The following is a 19,073-nucleotide window of genomic DNA, read 5'->3' as shown; positions in this document are numbered from 1 at the left end:
CTCGGCAGGGCACCGCCATCCGCCGCGGTTCATTCAACCGGCGTCGAAGGCGCCGCGCAGCCATTCGATGGATGCGCCGCCGCCCACGCCCTCCACCAGCACCGCGTCGAACCGGCAGGGCGGCGGCGCGGGCCAGCGCATCAGGTAGTGGCGTGCCGCGAGCACGACGCGTTGCTGCTTGATGGCGCCGATGCTGCCGCCCGCGCCGCCGAAGCCCCGGCCGGCGCGGCTGCGCACTTCGACGAACACCAGCGTGCCGTCGCGCTCGCGCATGATCAGGTCGATTTCGCCGCCGCCGCGGCCCGGCGTCCGATAATTGCGCTCCACCAGCATCAGCCGGGCGGCCAGCAGATGCGCAAGCGCCCGGTCTTCCGCCGCGTTGCCCTGGTCCCGCGTGGTGCGCGCCGCCTTCTTCGCCGGCCCGTCCGCCGTGGCGGCCCGGTCCGCCCCCCTACCGAAGTTCTTGCCAAGGAATCCCATTGAGCGCCTCTTTCGCTTCAGCCCTGAGTGCCGCGCGCGATGCGGCGGCCAGCCAGCATTATCCGCAGGGCACGCTCTACGTCGTCGCCACGCCCATCGGCAACCTGGCCGACATCACCCTGCGCGCGCTGCACGTGCTGCAACTGGCGGACACCATCGCCTGCGAGGACACCCGCCACACGCAGTCGCTGCTGCGCGCCTACGGCATCGACAAGGCCGGAGCCCAGCTGCTGGCCGTGCACCAGCACAACGAGGCCGAGGCGTCGGACGGGGTGGTGGAGCGGCTGCGCGCCGGCCAGCGGGTGGCCTATGTCAGCGACGCCGGCACGCCGGGCGTGAGCGACCCGGGCGCCCGCCTGGCCCACGCCGTCGCCGCCGCCGGCCTGCGCTGCCTGCCCCTGCCCGGGGCCAGCAGCGTGACCACCGCGCTGAGCGCGGCGGGCGCGGTGGCCCATGCCCCTGGCGCCGGCGGGTTTCTGTTCGCGGGCTTTCTGCCGACCCGGGGTGCGGAGCGCTCCGCCGCGGTGCAGGCGCTGGCGCTCGAGCCGCGCTGCGTGGTGCTGCTGGAGGCCCCCCACCGCATCGAGGAACTGGGCCGGGCGCTGGCGGTGCTGGGCGAGCGGCCCGTGACGCTGGCGCGTGAGCTCACCAAGCAGTTCGAGGAGATTACCACCCACCCGGCCAGCGCGCTGGCGCAATGGCTGGGCGGCAACCCGCAGCGCGCCCGTGGCGAATTCGTGGTGCTGGTGCACCCGGCGCAGGCGATGGAAAGCGACGGCGACGCCGAAGGCCGGCGGGTGCTGCGGCTGCTGCTGGCCGAGCTGCCGCTCAAGACCGCCGTCAAGGTGGCGGCCGACCTGACCGGCCAGCCGCGCAACGCGCTCTACGAACTCGCGCTGCAACTGCGGCGGGAGGGGGACGGCGCGGACGACACCGATCAGTAGGCAGGCTGTCGGCTGTCGGCTGTCGGCTAGTGGCTGGGAGTCGGGGGATCGGGGGTCGGGGGTCGGGTCTCCGCCCTGCACCTTCTCAGATGATTTCATGCCCTCGCGCCCGCCGCACCAGGGCCTAATGCTATAAATCCAATAGCAAGGACCCACTTCCCGCGGAACGCATGCATGGCGCCCCCGGCACCGCACGCTTCAGCCCCGGCTGTAGGCCAGCCCCGTCGCCACGCCGCCGAACAGGTCGCCTTCGACCTGCGGCACGCCAGGAAGCGCCTGCGCCAGCACCTCGCGCAGCGGCCGCAACGCGGACGATCCACCGGTCAGGTAGATCGCGCCGATGTCCTGCTGCCGCAGCCCGGCGGCTCCCACGCAGGCCACCGCGCAGCCGGCCACCTGGCGCAGCAAGCCGTCCAGATGCCGTGCCAGGTCGTCGGGCGTGACCGCTGCGGTCAGCTCCCGTTCCAGCCAGTCCAGTGCGATGGTCGCCGTGGCATCCGAGCGCGAGGCGCCGATCTTGGCCTGCTCCACCGCATTCGCGAGCCGGTGCCCCCAGCGCTCGTTCAGCACCGTCATCAGCCGGTCGTGCAACTGCAAGTCGGCGTAGTCGGAACGCAGCTGCTGGGCCTCGCGCACCGACTTCTGGGCGTATTGCCACTGGATCAGATGCCAGGTCGACAGGTCGAAGAACACGCGGCTCGGCACCTCGCGCCCGCGGGGGCCGATGTGGCGAAAGCCCAGGTAACCCATGACCTGCTCGAGGTTCAGGCGGCGGTCGAAGTCGGTGCCGCCGATGTGCACGCCGGTGGTCGCCAGCACGTCGCCGCTGCGGTCGGCCGCCTCGCGGCGCCCGGGCCCCAGCCGCACGACGGTGAAGTCGGAGGTGCCGCCGCCGACGTCGACCACCAGTACCAGGGACTCCCCGGCCATGCGCTGCTCGTAGTCCAGCGCGGCGGCGATCGGCTCGAACTGGAAGGTCACCTGGGTGAAGCCGGCATCCGCGGCGGCCCGGCCCAGGGCTTCCTCGGCCATGCGGTCGCGCGCGGGGTCGTCGTCGACGAAGTGCACCGGCCGGCCCAGTACCACGCGCTCGGGCATCTCGCCGTGGAGGGCGCTGCGCACTTGCACGGCGATGTGGCGCATGAACATCCCGATGATGTCCTGGTAGCTCACCAACGTGTCGTGCACCGAGGTCTTGTCCTGCAGCAGCGTGCTGCCCAGCAGGCTCTTGAGCGAGCGCATCAGCCGCCCCTCGGCCCCGTCGAGGTATTGGTGCATCGCGTCGCGCCCGTAGTGGGTGGTGCGGTCTTCCGTGTTGAAGAAGAGCGCCGTGGGCATGATGGTGGCGCCCTGGCCGTCGAGCGGAATCAGCCGCGCGCCGCTCGAATCCGCCGTCTGCAGGGAGGCCGCGGAATTGGAAGTGCCGAAGTCGATACCGAGGATGGAGCCGGGGAGAGTCGCCATGGAAAAACGGAAAGGATCTGGTGGTGAACGAAGGTGGATCGGCCGGGACGGGAGGGGCCATCAGGGCCGCCGTCGATGCAGGGCCGACCAAGGGGCACCAGGGCTCGCGGCATCGCCCGGACGCCGGTGCAAGTTCCGCATCCGCTCATGGCTGCGCAATGCCTCCCGCGATGGCTCGGCGCATTCCAGGAATGCGTCACCCCAACCCCGTCGCGGCAGAACCGCGGCAACGGCCGGTAGCGGCATGCGCGCCACGGATGCTCCTTGAGCATCCTGATCTGCTCAACTACCAGTGCCCGAGGCCGCCATCGGCAAAAACAAAAACGCCCACTGAAGAGTGGGCGTTTTCGTCGTGGTAGCAAACTACCGATGTTGGTTGCGCGAGAAGGATTTGAACCTCCGACCTTTGGGTTATGAGCCCAACGAGCTACCAGACTGCTCCATCGCGCGGCAAGATTGAATTATAGCTTACTTTGCGGCTTCTGCGGAAGAATCTGCATTTTCTTCTGCAGCACGTTCCACAAGCTCGACGAATGCCATCGGGGCGTTGTCGCCCACGCGGAAGCCCATCTTCAGAATGCGGGTGTAGCCGCCTGGACGCGCCTTGAAGCGGGGGCCCAGGTCGTTAAACAGCTTGGTCACGCTGTCACGGTCGCGCAGGCGGTTGAAGGCCAGGCGGCGGTTGGCCAGGGTGTCTTCCTTGGCGAGGGTGATCATGGGCTCGATCACGCGGCGCAGTTCCTTGGCCTTGGGCAGAGTGGTCTTGATGGCCTCGTGCTCGATGAGCGAGTTCATCATGTTCTGCAGCATCGCCAGGCGGTGCGAAGAAGTGCGGTTGAGTTTGCGAAGGCCGTGTCCGTGACGCATGGTGCTGTTTCCTTGTCTGTAATTAAAACGGGCAGCCGTATCAGGTACTGCCCGGTGCACTGCTCTTTTCTTGAAAGAGCCAAAAATTATAACTTAACGCTTGTCCAGGCCGGCTGGCGGCCAGTTTTCCAGCTTCATGCCCAGCGTCAAGCCGCGCGAAGCCAGGACTTCCTTGATCTCGTTGAGCGACTTGCGACCCAGGTTGGGGGTCTTGAGCAGTTCGTTCTCGGTACGTTGGATCAGGTCGCCGATGTAGTAGATGTTCTCGGCCTTCAGGCAGTTGGCCGAGCGCACGGTCAGTTCCAGCTCGTCCACCGGACGCAGCAGGATCGGATCGAACGTGGCATTGCCGCGTGGGCCGGCCGGCGCATCGAAGGCCGCCAGTTCGCCGCCTTCCAGCTGTGCGAACACCGCCAGTTGCTCGACGAGGATCTTGGCCGAGGCACGCACCGCATCTTCCGCGGTGATGGCGCCGTTGGTTTCGATCTCGACCACCAGCTTGTCCAGGTCGGTACGCTGTTCCACACGGGCGCTTTCGACCGTGTAGCTCACGCGCTTGACCGGCGAGAACGAAGCGTCCAGCACGATGCGGCCGATCGACTTGGTCGATTCATCGGCATAGCGGCGCAGGTTGCCGGGCACGTAGCCACGGCCCTTTTCGACCTTGATCTGCATGTCGAGCTTGCCGCCGGCGGACAGGTGAGCGATCACGTGGTCCGGATTGACGATCTCGACGTCGTGCGGCGTCTGGATGTCGCGTGCGGTCACGACGCCTTCGCCGTCCTTGCGCAGGCTCAGGGTCACTTCGTCACGGTTGTGGAGCTTGAACACCACGCCCTTGAGGTTCAGAAGGATGTTGACCACGTCTTCTTGAACGCCGTCGATCGACGAGTACTCATGCAGGACCCCTGCAATCGTGACTTCAGTTGCTGCGTAACCCACCATGGACGACAGCAGCACACGGCGGATGGCGTTACCCAACGTGTGGCCGTAGCCCCGTTCGAACGGCTCCAGTGCGACCTTGGCACGGTTGTGGCCAAGCTGCTCGACATTGATTGCTTTGGGCTTCAGCAAATTGGTTTGCATGCAAACTTCCTCTCAATACCCCCAGCTCGTTACACCGGTAAGGCTGTGAAGCGCCTAAACCGCGATGCCTCGCGGTTCAGGAACGGATTTCTCGAAATCGGAGATCAGTGCGGATTAACGCGAGTACAACTCGACGATCAGCGATTCGTTGATGTCGGCGCCGAATTCATCACGATCCGGCACCTTCTTGAAGACGCCTTCTGCCTTGTCGGCATTGACTTCCACCCAGGCGGGCAGGCCGACTTGCTGTGCCAGCTGCAGGGCTTCGACGATGCGGTTCTGCTTCTTGGACTTTTCGCGCACGGCCACGACGTCGCCGGTCTTGACCAGGTACGACGCGATGTTGACCGACTGGCCGTTCACGGTGATCGCCTTGTGCGACACCAGCTGGCGTGCTTCGGCGCGCGTGGAGCCGAAGCCCATGCGGTACACGACGTTGTCCAGGCGCGATTCCAGCAGCGACAGCAGGTTGGCGCCGGTGTTGCCCTTGCGGCGGTCGGCGGCTTCGAAGTAGCGGCGGAATTGCTTTTCCAGCACGCCATACATGCGCTTGACCTTCTGCTTTTCGCGCAGTTGCAGACCGTAGTCGGAGGTACGCTGACCTGAGGTGCGGCCGTGCTGGCCTGGCTTGGAGTCGAACTTCGACTTGTCCGCGATGGAGCGGCGCGCGCTCTTCAGGAACAGGTCGGTGCCTTCACGACGGGAGAGTTTGGCCTTGGGGCCGAGGTAACGTGCCACTTGAGCTTCCTTGTGTCATCTTCCGCAACAGCATTGCGGGAGCCACCGCGGCGCCAGGCCTGCGGTGGCGGTGGGCTTCAGAGAAAAGACTTAGATACGACGGCGCTTCTGAGGGCGGCAGCCGTTGTGGGGAACCGGGGTCACGTCGGAGATGGACGTGATGCGGATGCCCAGCGCGCCCAGGGCGCGAACCGACGATTCGCGGCCAGGACCGGGGCCCTTGATCTCGACGTCGAGGTTCTTGATGCCCTGTTCGATCGCAGCGCGACCGGCGACTTCCGATGCCACCTGGGCTGCGAAAGGCGTCGACTTGCGCGAGCCCTTGAAGCCTTGGCCACCGGAGGAAGCCCAGGACAGTGCGTTGCCCTGGCGATCGGTGATTGTGATGATGGTGTTGTTGAACGAAGCATGCACGTGGGCGATGCCGTCCGACACGTTCTTGCGAACCTTTTTGCGAACACGCTGTGCAGCGTTATTGGCAGGAGACTTGGCCATAGTGATCTCTCAGTCTTTACTTCTTGAGTGCCGCTGCGCCCTTGCGCGGACCCTTGCGGGTGCGGGCGTTGGTACGCGTGCGCTGGCCGCGCATCGGCAGGCCGCGACGATGGCGGAAGCCGCGATAGCAGCCGATGTCCATCAGGCGCTTGATGTTCATCGTCGTTTCGCGACGCAGGTCGCCTTCGATCGTGAACTGAGCGATCTGATCGCGAATTTTTTCCAGGTCGCTGTCCGTCAGATCCTTGATCTTCTTGGAGTAAGCGATGTCGCATGCTTCGCAGATCTTGCGAGCACGGGTGCGACCGATGCCAAAGATGGCGGTCAAGCCGATTTCAGCATGCTGATGCGGCGGAATGTTGATGCCAGCGATACGTGCCATGTGCGTCCTCTAATACTTTCCAGTCAACCTTGGCGCTGCTTGTGACGCAGATCCGTGCAGATCACGCGCACCACACCCTTGCGGCGGATGATCTTGCAGTTGCGGCAGATTTTCTTGACCGAAGCCGAAACTCTCATTTCATTCTCCTAAAACTTGCCATTCGTCCCGGCCACAGCGCGGAACACAAAAATTTTGCGCCCGCGATGATCGAAGGCATCAATAACCGTAACTTGCTCAGGCGAACCCGCGACTATAGCGCAGTTCTCTGAAACACCCCAGACTCACGTTCCGGGCGTCGCTTTGAAGTTCGCCTTTTTGAGGAGCGATTCGTACTGCTGCGACATCATGTAGTTCTGGACCTGGGCCATGAAGTCCATGGTCACCACCACAATGATCAGGAGCGACGTGCCACCGAAATAGAACGGAACGTTGTATTTCAGGATCAGGAACTCCGGCAGCAGGCAGACGAACGTGATGTACACGGCGCCCGCCAACGTGAGGCGAACCAGAATCTTGTCGATGTAGCGGGCGGTCTGTTCGCCAGGACGGATCCCGGGGATGAACGCGCCACTCTTCTTCAGGTTGTCGGCGGTCTCGCGGCTGTTGAACACGAGGGCCGTGTAGAAGAAGCAGAAGAACACGATGGCCGCGGCGTAGAACATCACGTACACCGGCTGACCGGGGGTCAGGGCGCTCGAGATGTCGCGCAGCCAGCGCATCGACTCGCCCGCGCTGAACCAGTTCACCACCGTTGCGGGCAGCAGGATGATCGACGACGCGAAGATCGGCGGAATCACGCCAGCCATGTTCAGCTTCAGGGGCAGGTGCGACGACTGACCGCCGTAGACCTTGTTGCCGACCTGGCGCCGCGCATAGTTCACGAGGATCTTGCGCTGTCCACGCTCCACGAACACCACGAAGTACGTCACCAGACCGACCACGATCACGATGAAGATGGCAGCCAGGATGCTCATCGCACCGGTACGCACCAACTCCAGCAGGCCACCGATCGAGCTGGGCAAGCCAGCGGCGATGCCCGCAAAGATCAGGATCGAGATGCCGTTTCCCAGGCCGCGTTCGGTGATCTGCTCGCCCAGCCACATGAGGAACATGGTGCCGGCCGTCAGGCTCACCATCGCCGTCATGCGGAAGCCGAAACCTGGAGAGAGCACCAGGCCGGCCGAGCTTTCCAGCGCCACGGCGATGCCGAGCGACTGGAAGATCGCCAGGCCCAGCGTGCCGTAGCGGGTGTACTGCGTGATCTTCCTGCGGCCCGACTCGCCTTCCTTCTTCAACTGCTCGAACGTCGGAATGACGTAGGTCATCAGCTGCATGATGATCGATGCCGAGATGTACGGCATGATCCCCAGAGCGAAGACCGTGAAGCGCGAGAGCGCCCCACCCGAGAACATGTTGAACAGATTCAGGATGCCGCCTTGCTGGCCACTGAAAAGCTGCTGCAGCTGCGCCGGATCGATGCCGGGCACTGGGATGTGCGCGCCAATGCGATACACGACCAACGCCAGCAGCAGAAAAACCAGCCGGCGACGCAGGTCGCCGAACTTACCGGTTTTCGCAATTTGAGCTGCGTTCGTAGCCACGGGTGCCTTCCTTCAGAACCGAATCAGGCCAGGCTGCCGCCGGAGGCTTCGATCGCCGTCTTGGCAGCGGCGGTCGCGCCGATGCCCGTCAGCTTCACAGCCTTCGTCAGGGAACCGGTGTTGATCACCTTCACGACCTTGGCGCGTTGGCCCACCAGACCGGCGCTCTTGAGCGCCAGCAGGTCGACTTCGGCCAGGCCGAGCTGTTCCAGGGCGGCCAGCGTCACTTCTGCATTGAACTTCAGCAGGTGCGACTTGAAACCCCGCTTAGGCAGACGGCGCTGCAGAGGCATTTGACCGCCTTCGAAGCCCACCTTGTGGTAGCCGCCCGAACGCGACTTCTGACCCTTGTGACCACGACCGGCGGTCTTGCCCAGACCGGAGCCGATGCCACGGCCGACGCGGCGCTTGGCGTGCTTGGCTCCAGCTGCGGGCTTGATGCTATTGAGTTCCATCATCAACCTCTCAGAGGACCTTGACCAGATAGCTGATCTTGTTAATCATGCCGCGCACTTCGGGGCTGTCCTGCAGTTCGCTGACGCTGTTCAGCTTGCGCAGGCCCAGGCCGCGCACGGTGGCACGGTGCGATTCCTTGGTGCCGATGGGGCTGCGCACCAGTTGAATCTTGACGGTTTGTTGGGTAGTCATTCCAGCTTCCTATCAGGCGAAGATGTCTTCGACCGTTTTGCCGCGCTTGGCCGCCACGTCCGCAGGAGTGGTCGACTTGATGAGCGCGTCAAAGGTCGCACGGACCATGTTGTAGGGGTTCGACGAACCATGGCTCTTGGCCACGATGTCGGTGATGCCCACCACTTCGAACACAGCGCGCATCGGGCCGCCAGCGATGATGCCGGTACCCTTGGGAGCTGGGTGCAGTTCCACCGATGCAGCGCCGTGATGGCCCTTCACCGAGTGGTGGATGGAGCCGCTCTTGAGCGAGACCTTCACCAGGTTGCGACGGCACTCTTCCATCGCCTTTTGCACGGCTGCCGGCACTTCCTTCGACTTGCCCTTGCCCATGCCCACGCGGCCGTCACCGTCGCCGACCACCGTCAGTGCAGCGAAGCCGAGGATACGGCCGCCCTTCACGACTTTGGTCACGCGGTTGACCGCGATCATCTTCTCGCGCATTCCGTCGTCTTGGCCTTCGGTCTGCACTTTGGGTTGAAATTTAGCCATTTTGTGTATCGCTCCGCTTAGAACTGCAGGCCGGCTTCACGAGCGGCGTCGGCCAGAGCCTTGACGCGGCCGTGGTAGGCAAAGCCTGCACGATCGAATGCAACCTTCTCGACGCCGGCGGCCTTCGCCTTTTCAGCGATGCGCTTGCCGATGGCCTGGGCCGCGGCGGCATTGCCACCCTTGCCCGAGCCGCCCAGTTCCTTGCGCACGTCGGCTTCGGCCGTGGAAGCGCTGGCCAGCACCTTGGTGCCGTCGCCGGAGATCACAGTGGCGTAGATGTGGAGGTTCGTACGGTTCACGGTCAGACGCGCGATGCCTTGCTGGGCAATGCGGATGCGGGTCTGGCGGGCACGACGAAGACGCTGCTCTTTCTTGGTCAACATGTTGCAGCTCCTTATTTCTTCTTGGTCTCTTTGATCGTGACTTTTTCGTCCGCATAGCGGATGCCCTTGCCCTTGTAGGGCTCGGGAGGACGAACGGCACGGATCTCAGCAGCCAATTGGCCGACGCGCTGGCGGTCGGCACCCTTCACCACGATTTCGGTCGGGGTGGGGGTAACGACGGTGATGCCAGCAGGCATCTCGAAGTTCACGGGGTGCGAGTAGCCGACGTTCAGGTTCAGCTTGGCGCCGGAAGCCGCCGCCTTGTAACCCACGCCGATCAGGCTCAGCTTCTTCTCGAAGCCCTTGCTCACGCCCACCACCATGTTGTTCACCAGCTGACGGATGGTGCCGCTCATGGCGTTGGCTTCACGCGATTCATTGGCAGGCTCGAAAGCGAGCTTGCCGTCGTTGTTGGTGACCTTGACCAAGGCGTTCTGGGTCAGGGACAGCGTGCCGCCCGAGCCCTTCACGTTGATCTGGTCGCCATTGATGGACACATCCACGCCAGCGGGGATGGTCACCGGCATTTTTCCTACGCGGGACATTTCAGTTTCTCCTCGATGCCACGGTTAAGCGACGTAGCAAAGCACTTCGCCGCCGACACCGACAGCGCGCGCCTTGCGATCAGTCATCACGCCTTGCGGGGTCGTGACGATGGCAACGCCCAGGCCGTTCATGACCTGCGGGATGGAGTCGCGACCCTTGTACACGCGCAGGCCAGGACGGCTCACGCGCTCGATGCGCTCGATCACCGGACGACCGGCGTAGTACTTCAGTGCGATTTCAAGTTCGGACTTGTTGCCTTCGGTCTTCACTTCGAAGCCGTCGATATAACCTTCGTCCTTCAGCACTTGTGCGATGGCAATCTTCACCTTGGAAGAAGGCACCAGCACGGTGGCCTTGGAGACCATCTGCGCGTTACGGATGCGGGTCAGCAAGTCAGCGATGGGATCACTCATGCTCATGTTGTATCTCTCCTGCCTGCTTACCAGCTGGCCTTGGTGACACCAGGGATGTCGCCGGCAAAAGCCAGTTCACGGATCTTCGCGCGAGCCAGACCGAACTGGCGGAACGTGCCACGTGGACGGCCGGTGATTTCGCAACGGTTGCGCTGACGCGTGGGGTTCGCATTGCGTGGGAGCTTCTGCAGGCCCAGGCGGGCTGCATCACGCTCTTCGTCGCTACGCTTGGCATCGCCAGCGATAGCCTTCAGCTCCGTGTACTTGGCAGCGTACTTGGCGGCCAGTTTTTCGCGCTTCAGTTCGCGCTGGATCAAAGCTACTTTAGCCATACGCCGCCTCAGTTCTTGAACGGGAAACGGAAGCCAGCGAGAAGCGCCTTGGCTTCTTCGTCGGTCTTGGCCGTCGTGGTGATGCTGATGTTGAGACCGCGCAAGGCGTCGACCTTGTCGTACTCGATCTCAGGGAAGATGATCTGCTCTTTGACGCCGATGTTGTAGTTGCCACGGCCATCGAAGGCGCGGCCGGAAATACCACGGAAGTCACGGACGCGGGGCAGGGCCACGGTCACGAAACGGTCCAGGAATTCGTACATCTGAACGCCACGCAGCGTGACCATGCAGCCGATGGCCTGGCCTTCGCGGATCTTGAAACCGGCGATGGCCTTCTTGGCCTTGGTGACCACGGGCTTCTGGCCGGCGATCTTGGTCAGGTCGGCCACGGCGTTGTCCATGACCTTCTTGTCGGAGACGGCTTCGCTCACACCCATGTTCAGGGTGATCTTCGTCAGGCGAGGAACTTCCATCGTCGACGTGTAGCCGAACTGCTTGGTCAGCTCGGGAACGATCTTGTCGCGGTATTGTTGTTGCAGTCGTGCCATGTTGACTCCTTACGCCGCCTTGATTTCAGCGCCGCTGGACTTGAACACGCGAACGCGCGAACCATCCGCCTGCACCTTGATACCAACGCGATCGGCCTTGCCGGTGGCCGCATTGAAGATGGCCACGTTCGATTGGTGGATCGGCATGGACTTTTCCACGATGCCGCCGGTCGAACCCTTCATGGGGTTCGGCTTGACGTGCTTCTTGACCGTGTTGATGCCGTCGATGACCACATGCGAGTCATCGTGGCGCAGCGTCACAGTGCCGCGCTTGCCCTTGTCGCGCCCGGTGAGCACGATCACTTCATCGCCCTTGCGAATCTTGTTCATCGCGAGTCCTTAGAGAACTTCAGGAGCCAGGGACACGATCTTCATGAACTTCTCGGTACGCAGTTCACGCGTCACGGGCCCGAAGATGCGGGTGCCGATGGGCTCCAGCTTTGCATTCAGCAACACTGCAGCGTTGCCATCGAATTTGACGAGCGAGCCGTCGCCGCGGCGAATGCCCTTCGCCGTGCGCACCACAACCGCGCTGTAGACCTCGCCCTTCTTGACGCGGCCACGGGGAGCGGCTTCCTTGACGCTCACCTTGATGATGTCGCCCACGCTAGCGTAGCGACGCTTCGAGCCACCCAGCACCTTGATGCACAGGACGGACTTCGCGCCGGTGTTATCGGCGACGTCTAACCGAGTTTCTGTCTGGATCATTTCAATATTCCCAACTTGCACCAGCAAAAGCGACAGCCCCAGAGAACCTCTCAAGGGCTGAAATCAGCCAGTCAGTCTTGGGCCCGTCGTCCATGCCGCAAACCATTTGCAGCACTTCCGTCTGGGCAGAAACTTCACGCTAATTAACGCGAAGCCCTCGATTGTCGAAGAATTCGGCAGCCGAGTCAAGCGCCCCGTCAGGCGGGAACGGTGGCGTACTGTTGCGCCAGCGCCAAGAAGGCCTCCAGCTGCGGGTCGGCGCCCAGTTCCTCGCGCAGCAGCGCGGCGACGGCGGGCGCCACCTTCGCGGCCAGGCGCGCGTCGAGGAACAGCAGACGGCAGCGGCGCGCCAGCACGTCTTCCACGGTGCGGGCGTACTCGTGGCGGATGGCGAAGCGGACCATGGCCTCGGTCAACCCCGGCGCCAGCTCCACGCCCGCCCCCGGCAACGCTGCGACCGCGGCCGCCTCGGTGCCATAGGAATGCAGCCCCTGGGGGTCGCACAGGCGATGCTGCACGCCGGCTGCGGGAGCGCCCACCACCGGCAGGTCGCTCGTCCTGGACCGGGTGCCGCCAGCCAGCAAGCCCTCGCCGATGCATTTCTGCAGCACGTCCTCGGCCATGGCGCGGTAGGTCGTCCATTTGCCGCCCGTCACCGTGACCAACCCGCTGCGGCCCACCGCCACGGTGTGCTCCCGACTGATGGCCTTGGTGTTGCCGTCGTCGTCCTGCGGCTTGACCAGGGGGCGCAGGCCGACCCAGATGCTGCGCACGTCCGCCGCCGTCGGCGCACGGCGCAGGTAGCGCGCCGACTCTTCCAGGATGAAAGCCACCTCTTCGCGCAGCGCCAGCGGCTCGCGCGCCAGGTCCTGCCGGGGGCTGTCGGTCGTGCCCAGGATGAGCTTGCCCAGCCACGGCACCGCGAACAGCACACGGCCGTCCGCCGTCTTGGGCACCATCAGGGCGTGGTCGGACGGCAGGAACTCGCGGTCCACCACCACGTGCACGCCCTGGCTGGGCGCCACCATGGCCCGCACCGGGTGGCCGGTGGCCTCGCCGTCCTGCTGGCGCAGGCCGTCCACCCAGACCCCGGTGGCGTTGACCACGCAACGGGCGCGAATCTCGAAGCGCCGGCCCGTTTCCGAGTCCTCGCAGACCAGGCCAGCGACCTTGCCGCCCTCGTGGATCAGTTCGCGGGCCGGGCAGTAGTTGACCAGCAGCGCGCCCTGGAGAGCGGAGGTGCGCGCCAGCGCCAGCGCCAGGCGGGCATCGTCGAACTGCCCGTCCCAATATTTCACGCCGCCCTTCAGGCCGTCGGGCCGGGCGGTGGGCAGGCAACGCAAGGCTTCCGTGCGGCCCAGGAACTGGGTGGAGCCCAGGCCGGCCTTGCCGGCGAGGGCGTCGTACATCTTCAGTCCCACGCCGTAGAACGGCGTTTCCCACAACTTGTAGGAAGGCATGACGAAGGCCAGCGGCTGCGCCAGATGGGGGGCGTTGTGCAGCAGCGTCGTGCGTTCATGCAGCGCTTCGCGCACCAGGGCGATGTTGCCCTGGGCCAGGTAGCGCACGCCGCCATGCACCAGCTTGGTCGCGCGCGACGAGGTGCCCTTGGCAAAGTCGTGCGATTCGACCAGCACCACGCGATAGCCGCGCGCCGCCGCGTCCAGTGCCACGCCCAGCCCCGTCGCCCCGCCACCGATCACCGCAAGGTCGTAGGTCACCGGCTCGGCAAGGCGGGCAAGCAGATCGGCGCGGAGGGTGGGCTGTGGGGCGGCAGATACGGTCGTCATGGCGTGCTTTCGAAAAGTGCAGGCAGGCACCGGGCGGTAGGCCTGGCTTTGAATAAGTTCGATTGTGATCTTTTTGATTCCTTTTTGCTCGTTTTTCTGCGCACGGCCACCACTGCCGCGGTGGCTTGCGCAAAAGTAGGCCCTTCCGCCGACGCCCCAGGGTTAGTACCGAGACCCGAAAACGACACCTCCCCTCCCCCGCGCTTTACCTTCAGAAACAACCCGCTTAGGCTCACGACCGATCCGAAAGCCTTCTGGCGCCGCCTGATTCCGGACCGAGCCGGACCGGACCGGCATTGCCGCGAACCTCCCTTGAAAGACCCGTTATGAAGAAAATGCGCACGCTGTCCCTCGCCGCCCTCGGCAGTCTGTCGACCCTTGCCATGGCCCAGACGGCCATGGGCGGCAGCAGTGTCACGATGTACGGCCTGATGGACCTGGGCGTGGCCCACGTGACCGGCCTGCCCGGCGGCAGCCTCACCAGCCTGACGAGCGGCAACATGGAAGGTTCGCGCCTGGGCTTCAAGGGCAATGAAGACCTGGGTGGCGGCTACCGCGCCATCTTCACGATGGAAGCGCGGATCGAGGCCGACAACGGCACGCTCAGCAACCGTCCGCCCTCGCAGGGCCGGCTGCCCGACCGCCTGAGCACGGCGACGTCGCTGGGCCTGCCCGCGGCCCTGCAGCCCGCCGTGTCGGCCGTGGCGGCGCAGATCGGCTCGTCGGTGGGCGTGAACCTGGGCAACAACTTCTTCGACCGGCAGATCTTCACCGGCCTGGTGACGCCCTTCGGCGCCTTCACCGTGGGCCGCCAGTACACGCCCGGATACCTGGCCACCGCCAGCTTCGACGTGATGAAGACCGAGTCCAGCCTGTCCCTGGGCCAGCTGGTGGCGATTCCCGCCTCGTTCGACATCCGCGTCAGCAACTCGCTGCAGTACGGCCTGCAGAAGGACGGCATCACGGCCACCGCGATGTACGCCGCCGGCGAAGTCGCCGGCCGCCCGAGCGCGCGCCGCCTGTGGGGCCTGATGGCCATGTACAAAGGCAACGGCTACTCGTTCGGCGGCGGCTACAACACCCGCAACAACGAGCTGGGTCAGAAGTCGCTGACCAACGCCATCGTCGGCGCGACCGTGGATGTCGGCCCCGGCACTCTGTCGGGCCAGTACGCCACCATCAAGGACGACCACCCCACCGACCTGTCCAGCATCGGCGCGGCCCTGTCGGCCAACCCGGCCACTGCCCCCGTCGCCGGGCTGGTACAGAACGCGTTCATCCAGGGCTTCCGGCAGGACGCGCGGCTCTTCCAGGTGGGCTACCGCATCACCAGCGGCGCGCACACCGTGGCGGTGGCCTACAACAACATGAACGACCGCCGGCCGTTCAACGCCGACCGTTACTCCTACGGCGCGGCCTATACCTATGCGCTGTCCAAGCGCACCGACCTGAACGCCGTGCTGACGCACCTGGAGAACAAGAACACCTCGCAGGACGCGCTGGGCGGCAACGGCTACATCGGCGGCGTGGCCGCGGCGCCGGGCAAGGACGTCAACAGCCTCGCGCTGTCGATCCGCCACCGCTTCTGACCCGGCTTGGCGCCCGGGCCACACGGCCAACCCCCTCCCCCGCAAGGGGGATTTTTTTTGCCCGCCGGAGGTCACAGGGTTACCGTGCCCGGTTCGTTTCTTTTCGCTTTAGAGTCGGAACGTTGCGGCGACAGGCCGCCGTGAACCCGCACCGCCCTGAAGGACCCCGACCCCGTGAACACCAACCCCCGCCAGTTGCGCCTGCTCGATGAAGTGCGCACGCGCCAGTCCGCCACGGTCGAGGACCTGGCCGAGACGCTCGGCGTGGCGCTGCAGACCGTGCGGCGCGACGTGCAGCGGCTGGCCGAGCTGGGCCTGGTGCGGCGCTTCCACGGCGGCGTGCGCATGCCGGTGTCCACCGTCGAGAACATCGCCCACACCCAGCGCGAGACGCTGCATGCCGACGGCAAGGCCCGCATCGCCCGCGCCGTGGCCAGCCAGGTGCCCAACGACTGCTCGCTGATCCTCAACATCGGCACCACCACCGAGGCCATCGCCCGGGCGCTGCTGCAGCACCGGGGGCTGCGCGTCATCACCAACCACCTGAACGTGGCCGCCATCCTGAGCGGCAATCCCGACTTCGAGGTCATCGTGGCCGGCGGCGTGGTGCGCTCGCGCGACCGGGGCATCGTGGGCGAGGCGGCGGTGGACTTCATCCGCCAGTTCAAGGTGGACATCGCGCTCATCGGCATCTCCGGCATCGAGGCGGACGGCACGCTGCGCGACTTCGACTACCGCGAGGTGAAGGTCGCGCAGACCATCATCGCCCAGGCCCGCGAGGTGTGGCTGGCCGCCGACCACAGCAAGTTCAGCCGCGCCGCCATGGTGCAGGCCGCCACGCTGTCGCAGATCCATCGCCTGTTCACCGACGCGCCACCGCCCGAGCCCTTCCCTGCGCTGCTGCGCGACGCCGGCGTGGACTGCATGATTGCATGTACATCCCCCTGAGGCGCTGCGCGCCTTCCCCCTTCTCTCGCCGGGCTGCGCCCGGCGGGAAGGGGGACACCGCCAGCGCGGCGGGGCGGCCCTTGCGCGGCGGTTGCTGGCATTGCGCCGCGCGTGTATCCAGCGCGGCGCCCCATGCCAGCAGTACAACGCAAATCCAACACCTTCTCTCACCATGACCTACCTTCTCGCACTCGACCAAGGCACCTCCAGCTCCCGCAGCATCGTCTTCGACGAACGCGGCCACATCGTGGCGCAGGCGCAGCAGGAGCTGCAGCAGATCTACCCGCAGCCCGGCTGGGTGGAGCACGACCCGCATGAGATCTGGCGCACGCAGCTGGCCACGGCCCGGCAGGCGCTGGCCGACGCCGGCATCCACGCCCGCGAAGTGCACGCCCTGGGCATCACCAACCAGCGCGAGACCACGGTGCTCTGGAACCGCCGCACCGGCCAGCCCGTGCACCACGCCATCGTCTGGCAGGACCGCCGGGCAGAGCCCGCCTGCGCGCAGCTGCGCGAGCAGGGGCATGAAGCCACCATCCACGGCAAGACCGGCCTGCGCGTGGACGCCTACTTCTCGGCCACCAAGCTGCAATGGCTGCTGGACCACGTGCCCGGCGCCCGCGAGCAGGCCGAGCGCGGCGACCTGGCCTTCGGCACGGTGGACAGCTGGCTGATCTGGCAGCTGACCCATGGCCAGGTGCATGCGACCGACGTGACCAACGCCGCGCGCACCATGCTCTTCAACATCCACACCAACCAGTGGGACGACGAGCTGCTGGCCCTGCTGCGCATCCCGCGCGCGCTGATGCCCGCCGTGCAGCCCTCGGCCAGCCACTTCTGCGACGTGGCGCCCGACCTGCTGGGCCATGCCATCCGCGTGGGCGGCGTGGCGGGCGACCAGCAGAGCGCCCTCTTCGGCCAGGCCTGCTTCTCCGCCGGCATGGCCAAGAACACCTACGGCACCGGCTGCTTTTTGCTGATGCACACGGGCGATCGCTTCCAGGCCTCGGCCAACGGGCTCATCACCACGTCGGCCGCCCAGCCCGGCGACCGGCCCGAATACGCCATGGAAGGCAGCGTGTTCGTGGGCGGCGCCGTGGTGCAGTGGCTGCGCGACGGGCTGCGCGCCATTGCGTCGAGCAACGAGGTGCAGTCGCTGGCCGAAAGCGTGCCCGACTCCGGCGGCGTGATGATGGTGCCCGCCTTCACCGGCCTGGGCGCGCCCTACTGGAAGCCCGACGCGCGCGGCACCATCACGGGCCTGACGCGCGGCACCACCCTGGCGCACATCGCCCGCGCATCGCTGGAAAGCATCGCCTACCAGAGCGCCGCACTGCTGCAGGCCATGAGCCGCGACGCCGTGGCCGCCGGCGGCGCGCCGGTGAGCGAGCTGCGCGTGGACGGCGGCGCCTGCGTGAACGACCTGTTGATGCAGTTCCAGGCCGACCTGCTGGGCATTCCGGTGGTGCGGCCGGCCGTGGTGGAAACCACCGCCCTGGGCGCGGCCTACCTGGCGGGCCTGTCCAGCGGCGTCTATGGCGGCACGGGCGACCTGTCGGCGCTCTGGCGTGCCGAGCGGCGCTTCATCCCCACGCTGGGCCAGGCGCGGGCGCAGGAACTGATGGCGCGCTGGGACCACGCCGTGCGCCAGGCCACGCTGGACTGACGAGGCCGACCGGGGGGCGAAGGCTGGCGCTACCATCCGGCGTCTTCCTCCAACCCACCGCAGCGCACCATGACCGACTCCCGCTCCGCAGCCCCATCCACCCACCCCGCCATCGCCTTCATCGGTGGCGGCAACATGGCCAGCGCCATCATCGGCGGGCTGATCCGCCAGGGCGTGCCGGCCGACCGCATCGACGTGGTGGAGCCTTGGGACCAGGCCCGCGCCGCGCTGCTGCAGCACCACGGCATCACCGCGCTGGAACAGGCCGGCGCGGCGCTGGAGCGCGCCGAGCTGGTGGTCTGGGCCGTCAAGCCGCAGACCTTCAAGGAAGCCGCCGCCGCCGTGCGCCCCTTCACCAGCCGTGCCGTGCACCTGAGCGTGGCGGCCGGCATCCGCTCGGACAGCATCGCCGCCTGGCTGGGCACCGAGCGCATCGTGCGCACCATGCCCAACACACCCGCGCTCATCGGGCGCGGCATGACCGCCCTCTTCGCCCGCCCCGCCGTCACGCCGCCCGACCGGGCGCTGGTGGAGCGCACGCTCGAAAGCACCGGCGACCTGTTGTGGGTGGAGCAGGAGGCGCAGCTGGACGCGGTCACCGCGCTCTCGGGCTCGGGCCCGGCCTATGTGTTCTTCTTCCTCGAAGCCATGACGCAGGCCGGCGTGGAGATGGGCCTCGCGGCCGAGCAGGCGCACCGCCTGGCCGTGGGCACCTTCACCGGCGCGGCCGAGCTGGCGCGCCGTTCCGACGAATCGCCCGCCGTGCTGCGCCAGCGCGTCACCTCCAAGGGCGGCACCACCTATGCGGCCATCACCTCGATGGAGCAAAGCGGCATGGCGCAGAAGTTCGCGCAGGCGCTGCATGCCGCAAAGGACCGCGCCAAGGAACTGGGCGACGAATTCGGCGCCTGAGC

General features: G+C 65.9%; 25 protein-coding genes and 1 tRNA gene. 5 read left to right on the top strand and 21 right to left on the bottom strand.

What is annotated here, in order from left to right:
• Positions 1-33: 33 nt before the first annotated feature.
• Entirely contained in the window at positions 34-480 is a 447-nt protein-coding gene (locus tag ABWV53_RS03495; protein WP_353362994.1) for a YraN family protein, read from the bottom strand.
• Between ABWV53_RS03495 and rsmI the strand changes: the two genes are divergently transcribed.
• Positions 480-1,424: a 16S rRNA (cytidine(1402)-2'-O)-methyltransferase gene (gene rsmI, locus ABWV53_RS03490; RefSeq protein WP_353362992.1), complete on the top strand. Its 945-nt coding sequence runs from the start codon at positions 480-482 to the stop codon at positions 1,422-1,424. The genes ABWV53_RS03495 and rsmI overlap by 1 nt on opposite strands.
• Before the next feature lie 198 nt (positions 1,425-1,622).
• Here rsmI and ABWV53_RS03485 read toward each other — a convergent pair whose 3' ends face one another.
• The 20 genes from ABWV53_RS03485 to ABWV53_RS03390 form a co-directional block, all read right to left on the bottom strand.
• On the bottom strand, positions 1,623-2,888 hold the full coding sequence (locus tag ABWV53_RS03485) for an Hsp70 family protein (protein ID WP_353362990.1): 1,266 nt from the start codon (positions 2,886-2,888) through the stop codon (positions 1,623-1,625).
• 373 nt (positions 2,889-3,261) lie between these two features.
• Positions 3,262-3,338: transfer RNA gene (locus tag ABWV53_RS03480), tRNA-Met, on the bottom strand.
• 18 nt (positions 3,339-3,356) lie between these two features.
• Entirely contained in the window at positions 3,357-3,755 is a 399-nt protein-coding gene (gene rplQ, locus ABWV53_RS03475) for a 50S ribosomal protein L17 (protein WP_353362988.1), read from the bottom strand.
• A 93-nt stretch (positions 3,756-3,848) separates the two neighbouring features.
• Entirely contained in the window at positions 3,849-4,841 is a 993-nt protein-coding gene (locus ABWV53_RS03470; RefSeq protein WP_311222959.1) for a DNA-directed RNA polymerase subunit alpha, read from the bottom strand.
• Between the two features lie 114 nt (positions 4,842-4,955).
• Positions 4,956-5,579 carry a 30S ribosomal protein S4 gene (gene rpsD, locus ABWV53_RS03465; RefSeq protein ID WP_056670930.1) on the bottom strand — a complete coding sequence of 208 codons (624 nt, stop codon included), beginning with the start codon at positions 5,577-5,579 and terminating at the stop codon, positions 4,956-4,958.
• A gap of 90 nt (positions 5,580-5,669) precedes the next feature.
• Positions 5,670-6,074 (bottom strand): 30S ribosomal protein S11, encoded by a 405-nt coding sequence (gene rpsK / locus ABWV53_RS03460; RefSeq protein ID WP_011793799.1) that lies wholly within the window; start codon positions 6,072-6,074, stop codon positions 5,670-5,672.
• Between the two features lie 16 nt (positions 6,075-6,090).
• Positions 6,091-6,456, bottom strand: coding sequence for a 30S ribosomal protein S13 (gene rpsM / locus ABWV53_RS03455; protein WP_353362982.1), 366 nt, complete (start codon positions 6,454-6,456; stop codon positions 6,091-6,093).
• Positions 6,457-6,479: 23 nt separating this feature from the next.
• Complete coding sequence (gene rpmJ, locus ABWV53_RS03450; protein WP_005793651.1) at positions 6,480-6,593, bottom strand: 50S ribosomal protein L36; 114 nt, start codon at positions 6,591-6,593, stop codon at positions 6,480-6,482.
• Positions 6,594-6,737: 144 nt separating this feature from the next.
• A complete protein-coding gene (gene secY, locus ABWV53_RS03445; RefSeq protein WP_353362978.1) occupies positions 6,738-8,057 on the bottom strand; it encodes a preprotein translocase subunit SecY in 1,320 nt (439 codons plus the stop codon).
• Between the two features lie 23 nt (positions 8,058-8,080).
• The gene (rplO, locus tag ABWV53_RS03440) at positions 8,081-8,512 is read right to left on the bottom strand and encodes a 50S ribosomal protein L15 (RefSeq protein ID WP_353363093.1); all 432 of its coding nucleotides are present in this window, start codon (positions 8,510-8,512) and stop codon (positions 8,081-8,083) included.
• A gap of 10 nt (positions 8,513-8,522) precedes the next feature.
• Complete coding sequence (gene rpmD, locus ABWV53_RS03435) at positions 8,523-8,705, bottom strand: 50S ribosomal protein L30 (RefSeq protein WP_007861725.1); 183 nt, start codon at positions 8,703-8,705, stop codon at positions 8,523-8,525.
• Between the two features lie 12 nt (positions 8,706-8,717).
• On the bottom strand, positions 8,718-9,236 hold the full coding sequence (gene rpsE, locus ABWV53_RS03430) for a 30S ribosomal protein S5 (RefSeq protein WP_353362975.1): 519 nt from the start codon (positions 9,234-9,236) through the stop codon (positions 8,718-8,720).
• Positions 9,237-9,253: 17 nt separating this feature from the next.
• Positions 9,254-9,619 (bottom strand): 50S ribosomal protein L18, encoded by a 366-nt coding sequence (rplR, locus tag ABWV53_RS03425; RefSeq protein ID WP_056670948.1) that lies wholly within the window; start codon positions 9,617-9,619, stop codon positions 9,254-9,256.
• Positions 9,620-9,630: 11 nt separating this feature from the next.
• Positions 9,631-10,164 (bottom strand): 50S ribosomal protein L6, encoded by a 534-nt coding sequence (gene rplF, locus ABWV53_RS03420; RefSeq protein WP_353362972.1) that lies wholly within the window; start codon positions 10,162-10,164, stop codon positions 9,631-9,633.
• Positions 10,165-10,188: 24 nt separating this feature from the next.
• Complete coding sequence (gene rpsH, locus ABWV53_RS03415) at positions 10,189-10,584, bottom strand: 30S ribosomal protein S8 (RefSeq protein ID WP_056670953.1); 396 nt, start codon at positions 10,582-10,584, stop codon at positions 10,189-10,191.
• 20 nt (positions 10,585-10,604) lie between these two features.
• Positions 10,605-10,910 carry a 30S ribosomal protein S14 gene (rpsN, locus tag ABWV53_RS03410; RefSeq protein WP_056670956.1) on the bottom strand — a complete coding sequence of 102 codons (306 nt, stop codon included), beginning with the start codon at positions 10,908-10,910 and terminating at the stop codon, positions 10,605-10,607.
• 8 nt (positions 10,911-10,918) lie between these two features.
• The gene (rplE, locus tag ABWV53_RS03405; protein WP_353362969.1) at positions 10,919-11,458 is read right to left on the bottom strand and encodes a 50S ribosomal protein L5; all 540 of its coding nucleotides are present in this window, start codon (positions 11,456-11,458) and stop codon (positions 10,919-10,921) included.
• A 9-nt stretch (positions 11,459-11,467) separates the two neighbouring features.
• Positions 11,468-11,788 (bottom strand): 50S ribosomal protein L24, encoded by a 321-nt coding sequence (rplX, locus tag ABWV53_RS03400; protein ID WP_353362967.1) that lies wholly within the window; start codon positions 11,786-11,788, stop codon positions 11,468-11,470.
• A gap of 9 nt (positions 11,789-11,797) precedes the next feature.
• Entirely contained in the window at positions 11,798-12,166 is a 369-nt protein-coding gene (gene rplN / locus ABWV53_RS03395) for a 50S ribosomal protein L14 (protein ID WP_056670966.1), read from the bottom strand.
• Positions 12,167-12,363: 197 nt separating this feature from the next.
• Positions 12,364-13,956 (bottom strand): glycerol-3-phosphate dehydrogenase/oxidase, encoded by a 1,593-nt coding sequence (locus tag ABWV53_RS03390; RefSeq protein ID WP_353362964.1) that lies wholly within the window; start codon positions 13,954-13,956, stop codon positions 12,364-12,366.
• A 326-nt stretch (positions 13,957-14,282) separates the two neighbouring features.
• On the opposite strand from ABWV53_RS03390, the gene ABWV53_RS03385 reads away from it, so the two are divergent.
• The 4 genes from ABWV53_RS03385 to proC all read left to right on the top strand — a co-directional run bounded on the left by ABWV53_RS03385 (position 14,283) and on the right by proC (position 19,071).
• Entirely contained in the window at positions 14,283-15,545 is a 1,263-nt protein-coding gene (locus ABWV53_RS03385; protein ID WP_353362962.1) for a porin, read from the top strand.
• A gap of 174 nt (positions 15,546-15,719) precedes the next feature.
• Complete coding sequence (locus ABWV53_RS03380) at positions 15,720-16,493, top strand: DeoR/GlpR family DNA-binding transcription regulator (protein ID WP_353362960.1); 774 nt, start codon at positions 15,720-15,722, stop codon at positions 16,491-16,493.
• 172 nt (positions 16,494-16,665) lie between these two features.
• Entirely contained in the window at positions 16,666-18,159 is a 1,494-nt protein-coding gene (gene glpK / locus ABWV53_RS03375) for a glycerol kinase GlpK (protein WP_353362958.1), read from the top strand.
• 69 nt (positions 18,160-18,228) lie between these two features.
• Positions 18,229-19,071 (top strand): pyrroline-5-carboxylate reductase, encoded by an 843-nt coding sequence (proC, locus tag ABWV53_RS03370; RefSeq protein WP_353362956.1) that lies wholly within the window; start codon positions 18,229-18,231, stop codon positions 19,069-19,071.
• Positions 19,072-19,073: the final 2 nt, after the last annotated feature.

This window comes from Acidovorax sp. FG27, assembly GCF_040365715.1.
Lineage (GTDB): Bacteria > Pseudomonadota > Gammaproteobacteria > Burkholderiales > Burkholderiaceae_C > Paracidovorax.
This window is presented reverse-complemented; position numbering and strand designations above follow the sequence as displayed.

Coding starts and splice junctions, on each gene's coding strand:
- ABWV53_RS03495 (WP_353362994.1), bottom strand. CDS start 480: ATGGGATTCCTTGGCAAGAACTTCGGTAGGGGGGCGGACCGGGCCGCC.
- ABWV53_RS03485 (WP_353362990.1), bottom strand. CDS start 2,888: ATGGCGACTCTCCCCGGCTCCATCCTCGGTATCGACTTCGGCACTTCC.
- rplQ (WP_353362988.1), bottom strand. CDS start 3,755: ATGCGTCACGGACACGGCCTTCGCAAACTCAACCGCACTTCTTCGCAC.
- ABWV53_RS03470 (WP_311222959.1), bottom strand. CDS start 4,841: ATGCAAACCAATTTGCTGAAGCCCAAAGCAATCAATGTCGAGCAGCTT.
- rpsK (WP_011793799.1), bottom strand. CDS start 6,074: ATGGCCAAGTCTCCTGCCAATAACGCTGCACAGCGTGTTCGCAAAAAG.
- rpsM (WP_353362982.1), bottom strand. CDS start 6,456: ATGGCACGTATCGCTGGCATCAACATTCCGCCGCATCAGCATGCTGAA.
- rpmJ (WP_005793651.1), bottom strand. CDS start 6,593: ATGAGAGTTTCGGCTTCGGTCAAGAAAATCTGCCGCAACTGCAAGATC.
- rplO (WP_353363093.1), bottom strand. CDS start 8,512: ATGGAACTCAATAGCATCAAGCCCGCAGCTGGAGCCAAGCACGCCAAG.
- rpmD (WP_007861725.1), bottom strand. CDS start 8,705: ATGACTACCCAACAAACCGTCAAGATTCAACTGGTGCGCAGCCCCATC.
- rpsE (WP_353362975.1), bottom strand. CDS start 9,236: ATGGCTAAATTTCAACCCAAAGTGCAGACCGAAGGCCAAGACGACGGA.
- rplR (WP_056670948.1), bottom strand. CDS start 9,619: ATGTTGACCAAGAAAGAGCAGCGTCTTCGTCGTGCCCGCCAGACCCGC.
- rplF (WP_353362972.1), bottom strand. CDS start 10,164: ATGTCCCGCGTAGGAAAAATGCCGGTGACCATCCCCGCTGGCGTGGAT.
- rpsH (WP_056670953.1), bottom strand. CDS start 10,584: ATGAGCATGAGTGATCCCATCGCTGACTTGCTGACCCGCATCCGTAAC.
- rpsN (WP_056670956.1), bottom strand. CDS start 10,910: ATGGCTAAAGTAGCTTTGATCCAGCGCGAACTGAAGCGCGAAAAACTG.
- rplE (WP_353362969.1), bottom strand. CDS start 11,458: ATGGCACGACTGCAACAACAATACCGCGACAAGATCGTTCCCGAGCTG.
- rplX (WP_353362967.1), bottom strand. CDS start 11,788: ATGAACAAGATTCGCAAGGGCGATGAAGTGATCGTGCTCACCGGGCGC.
- rplN (WP_056670966.1), bottom strand. CDS start 12,166: ATGATCCAGACAGAAACTCGGTTAGACGTCGCCGATAACACCGGCGCG.
- ABWV53_RS03390 (WP_353362964.1), bottom strand. CDS start 13,956: ATGACGACCGTATCTGCCGCCCCACAGCCCACCCTCCGCGCCGATCTG.
- ABWV53_RS03385 (WP_353362962.1), top strand. CDS start 14,283: ATGAAGAAAATGCGCACGCTGTCCCTCGCCGCCCTCGGCAGTCTGTCG.
- glpK (WP_353362958.1), top strand. CDS start 16,666: ATGACCTACCTTCTCGCACTCGACCAAGGCACCTCCAGCTCCCGCAGC.
- proC (WP_353362956.1), top strand. CDS start 18,229: ATGACCGACTCCCGCTCCGCAGCCCCATCCACCCACCCCGCCATCGCC.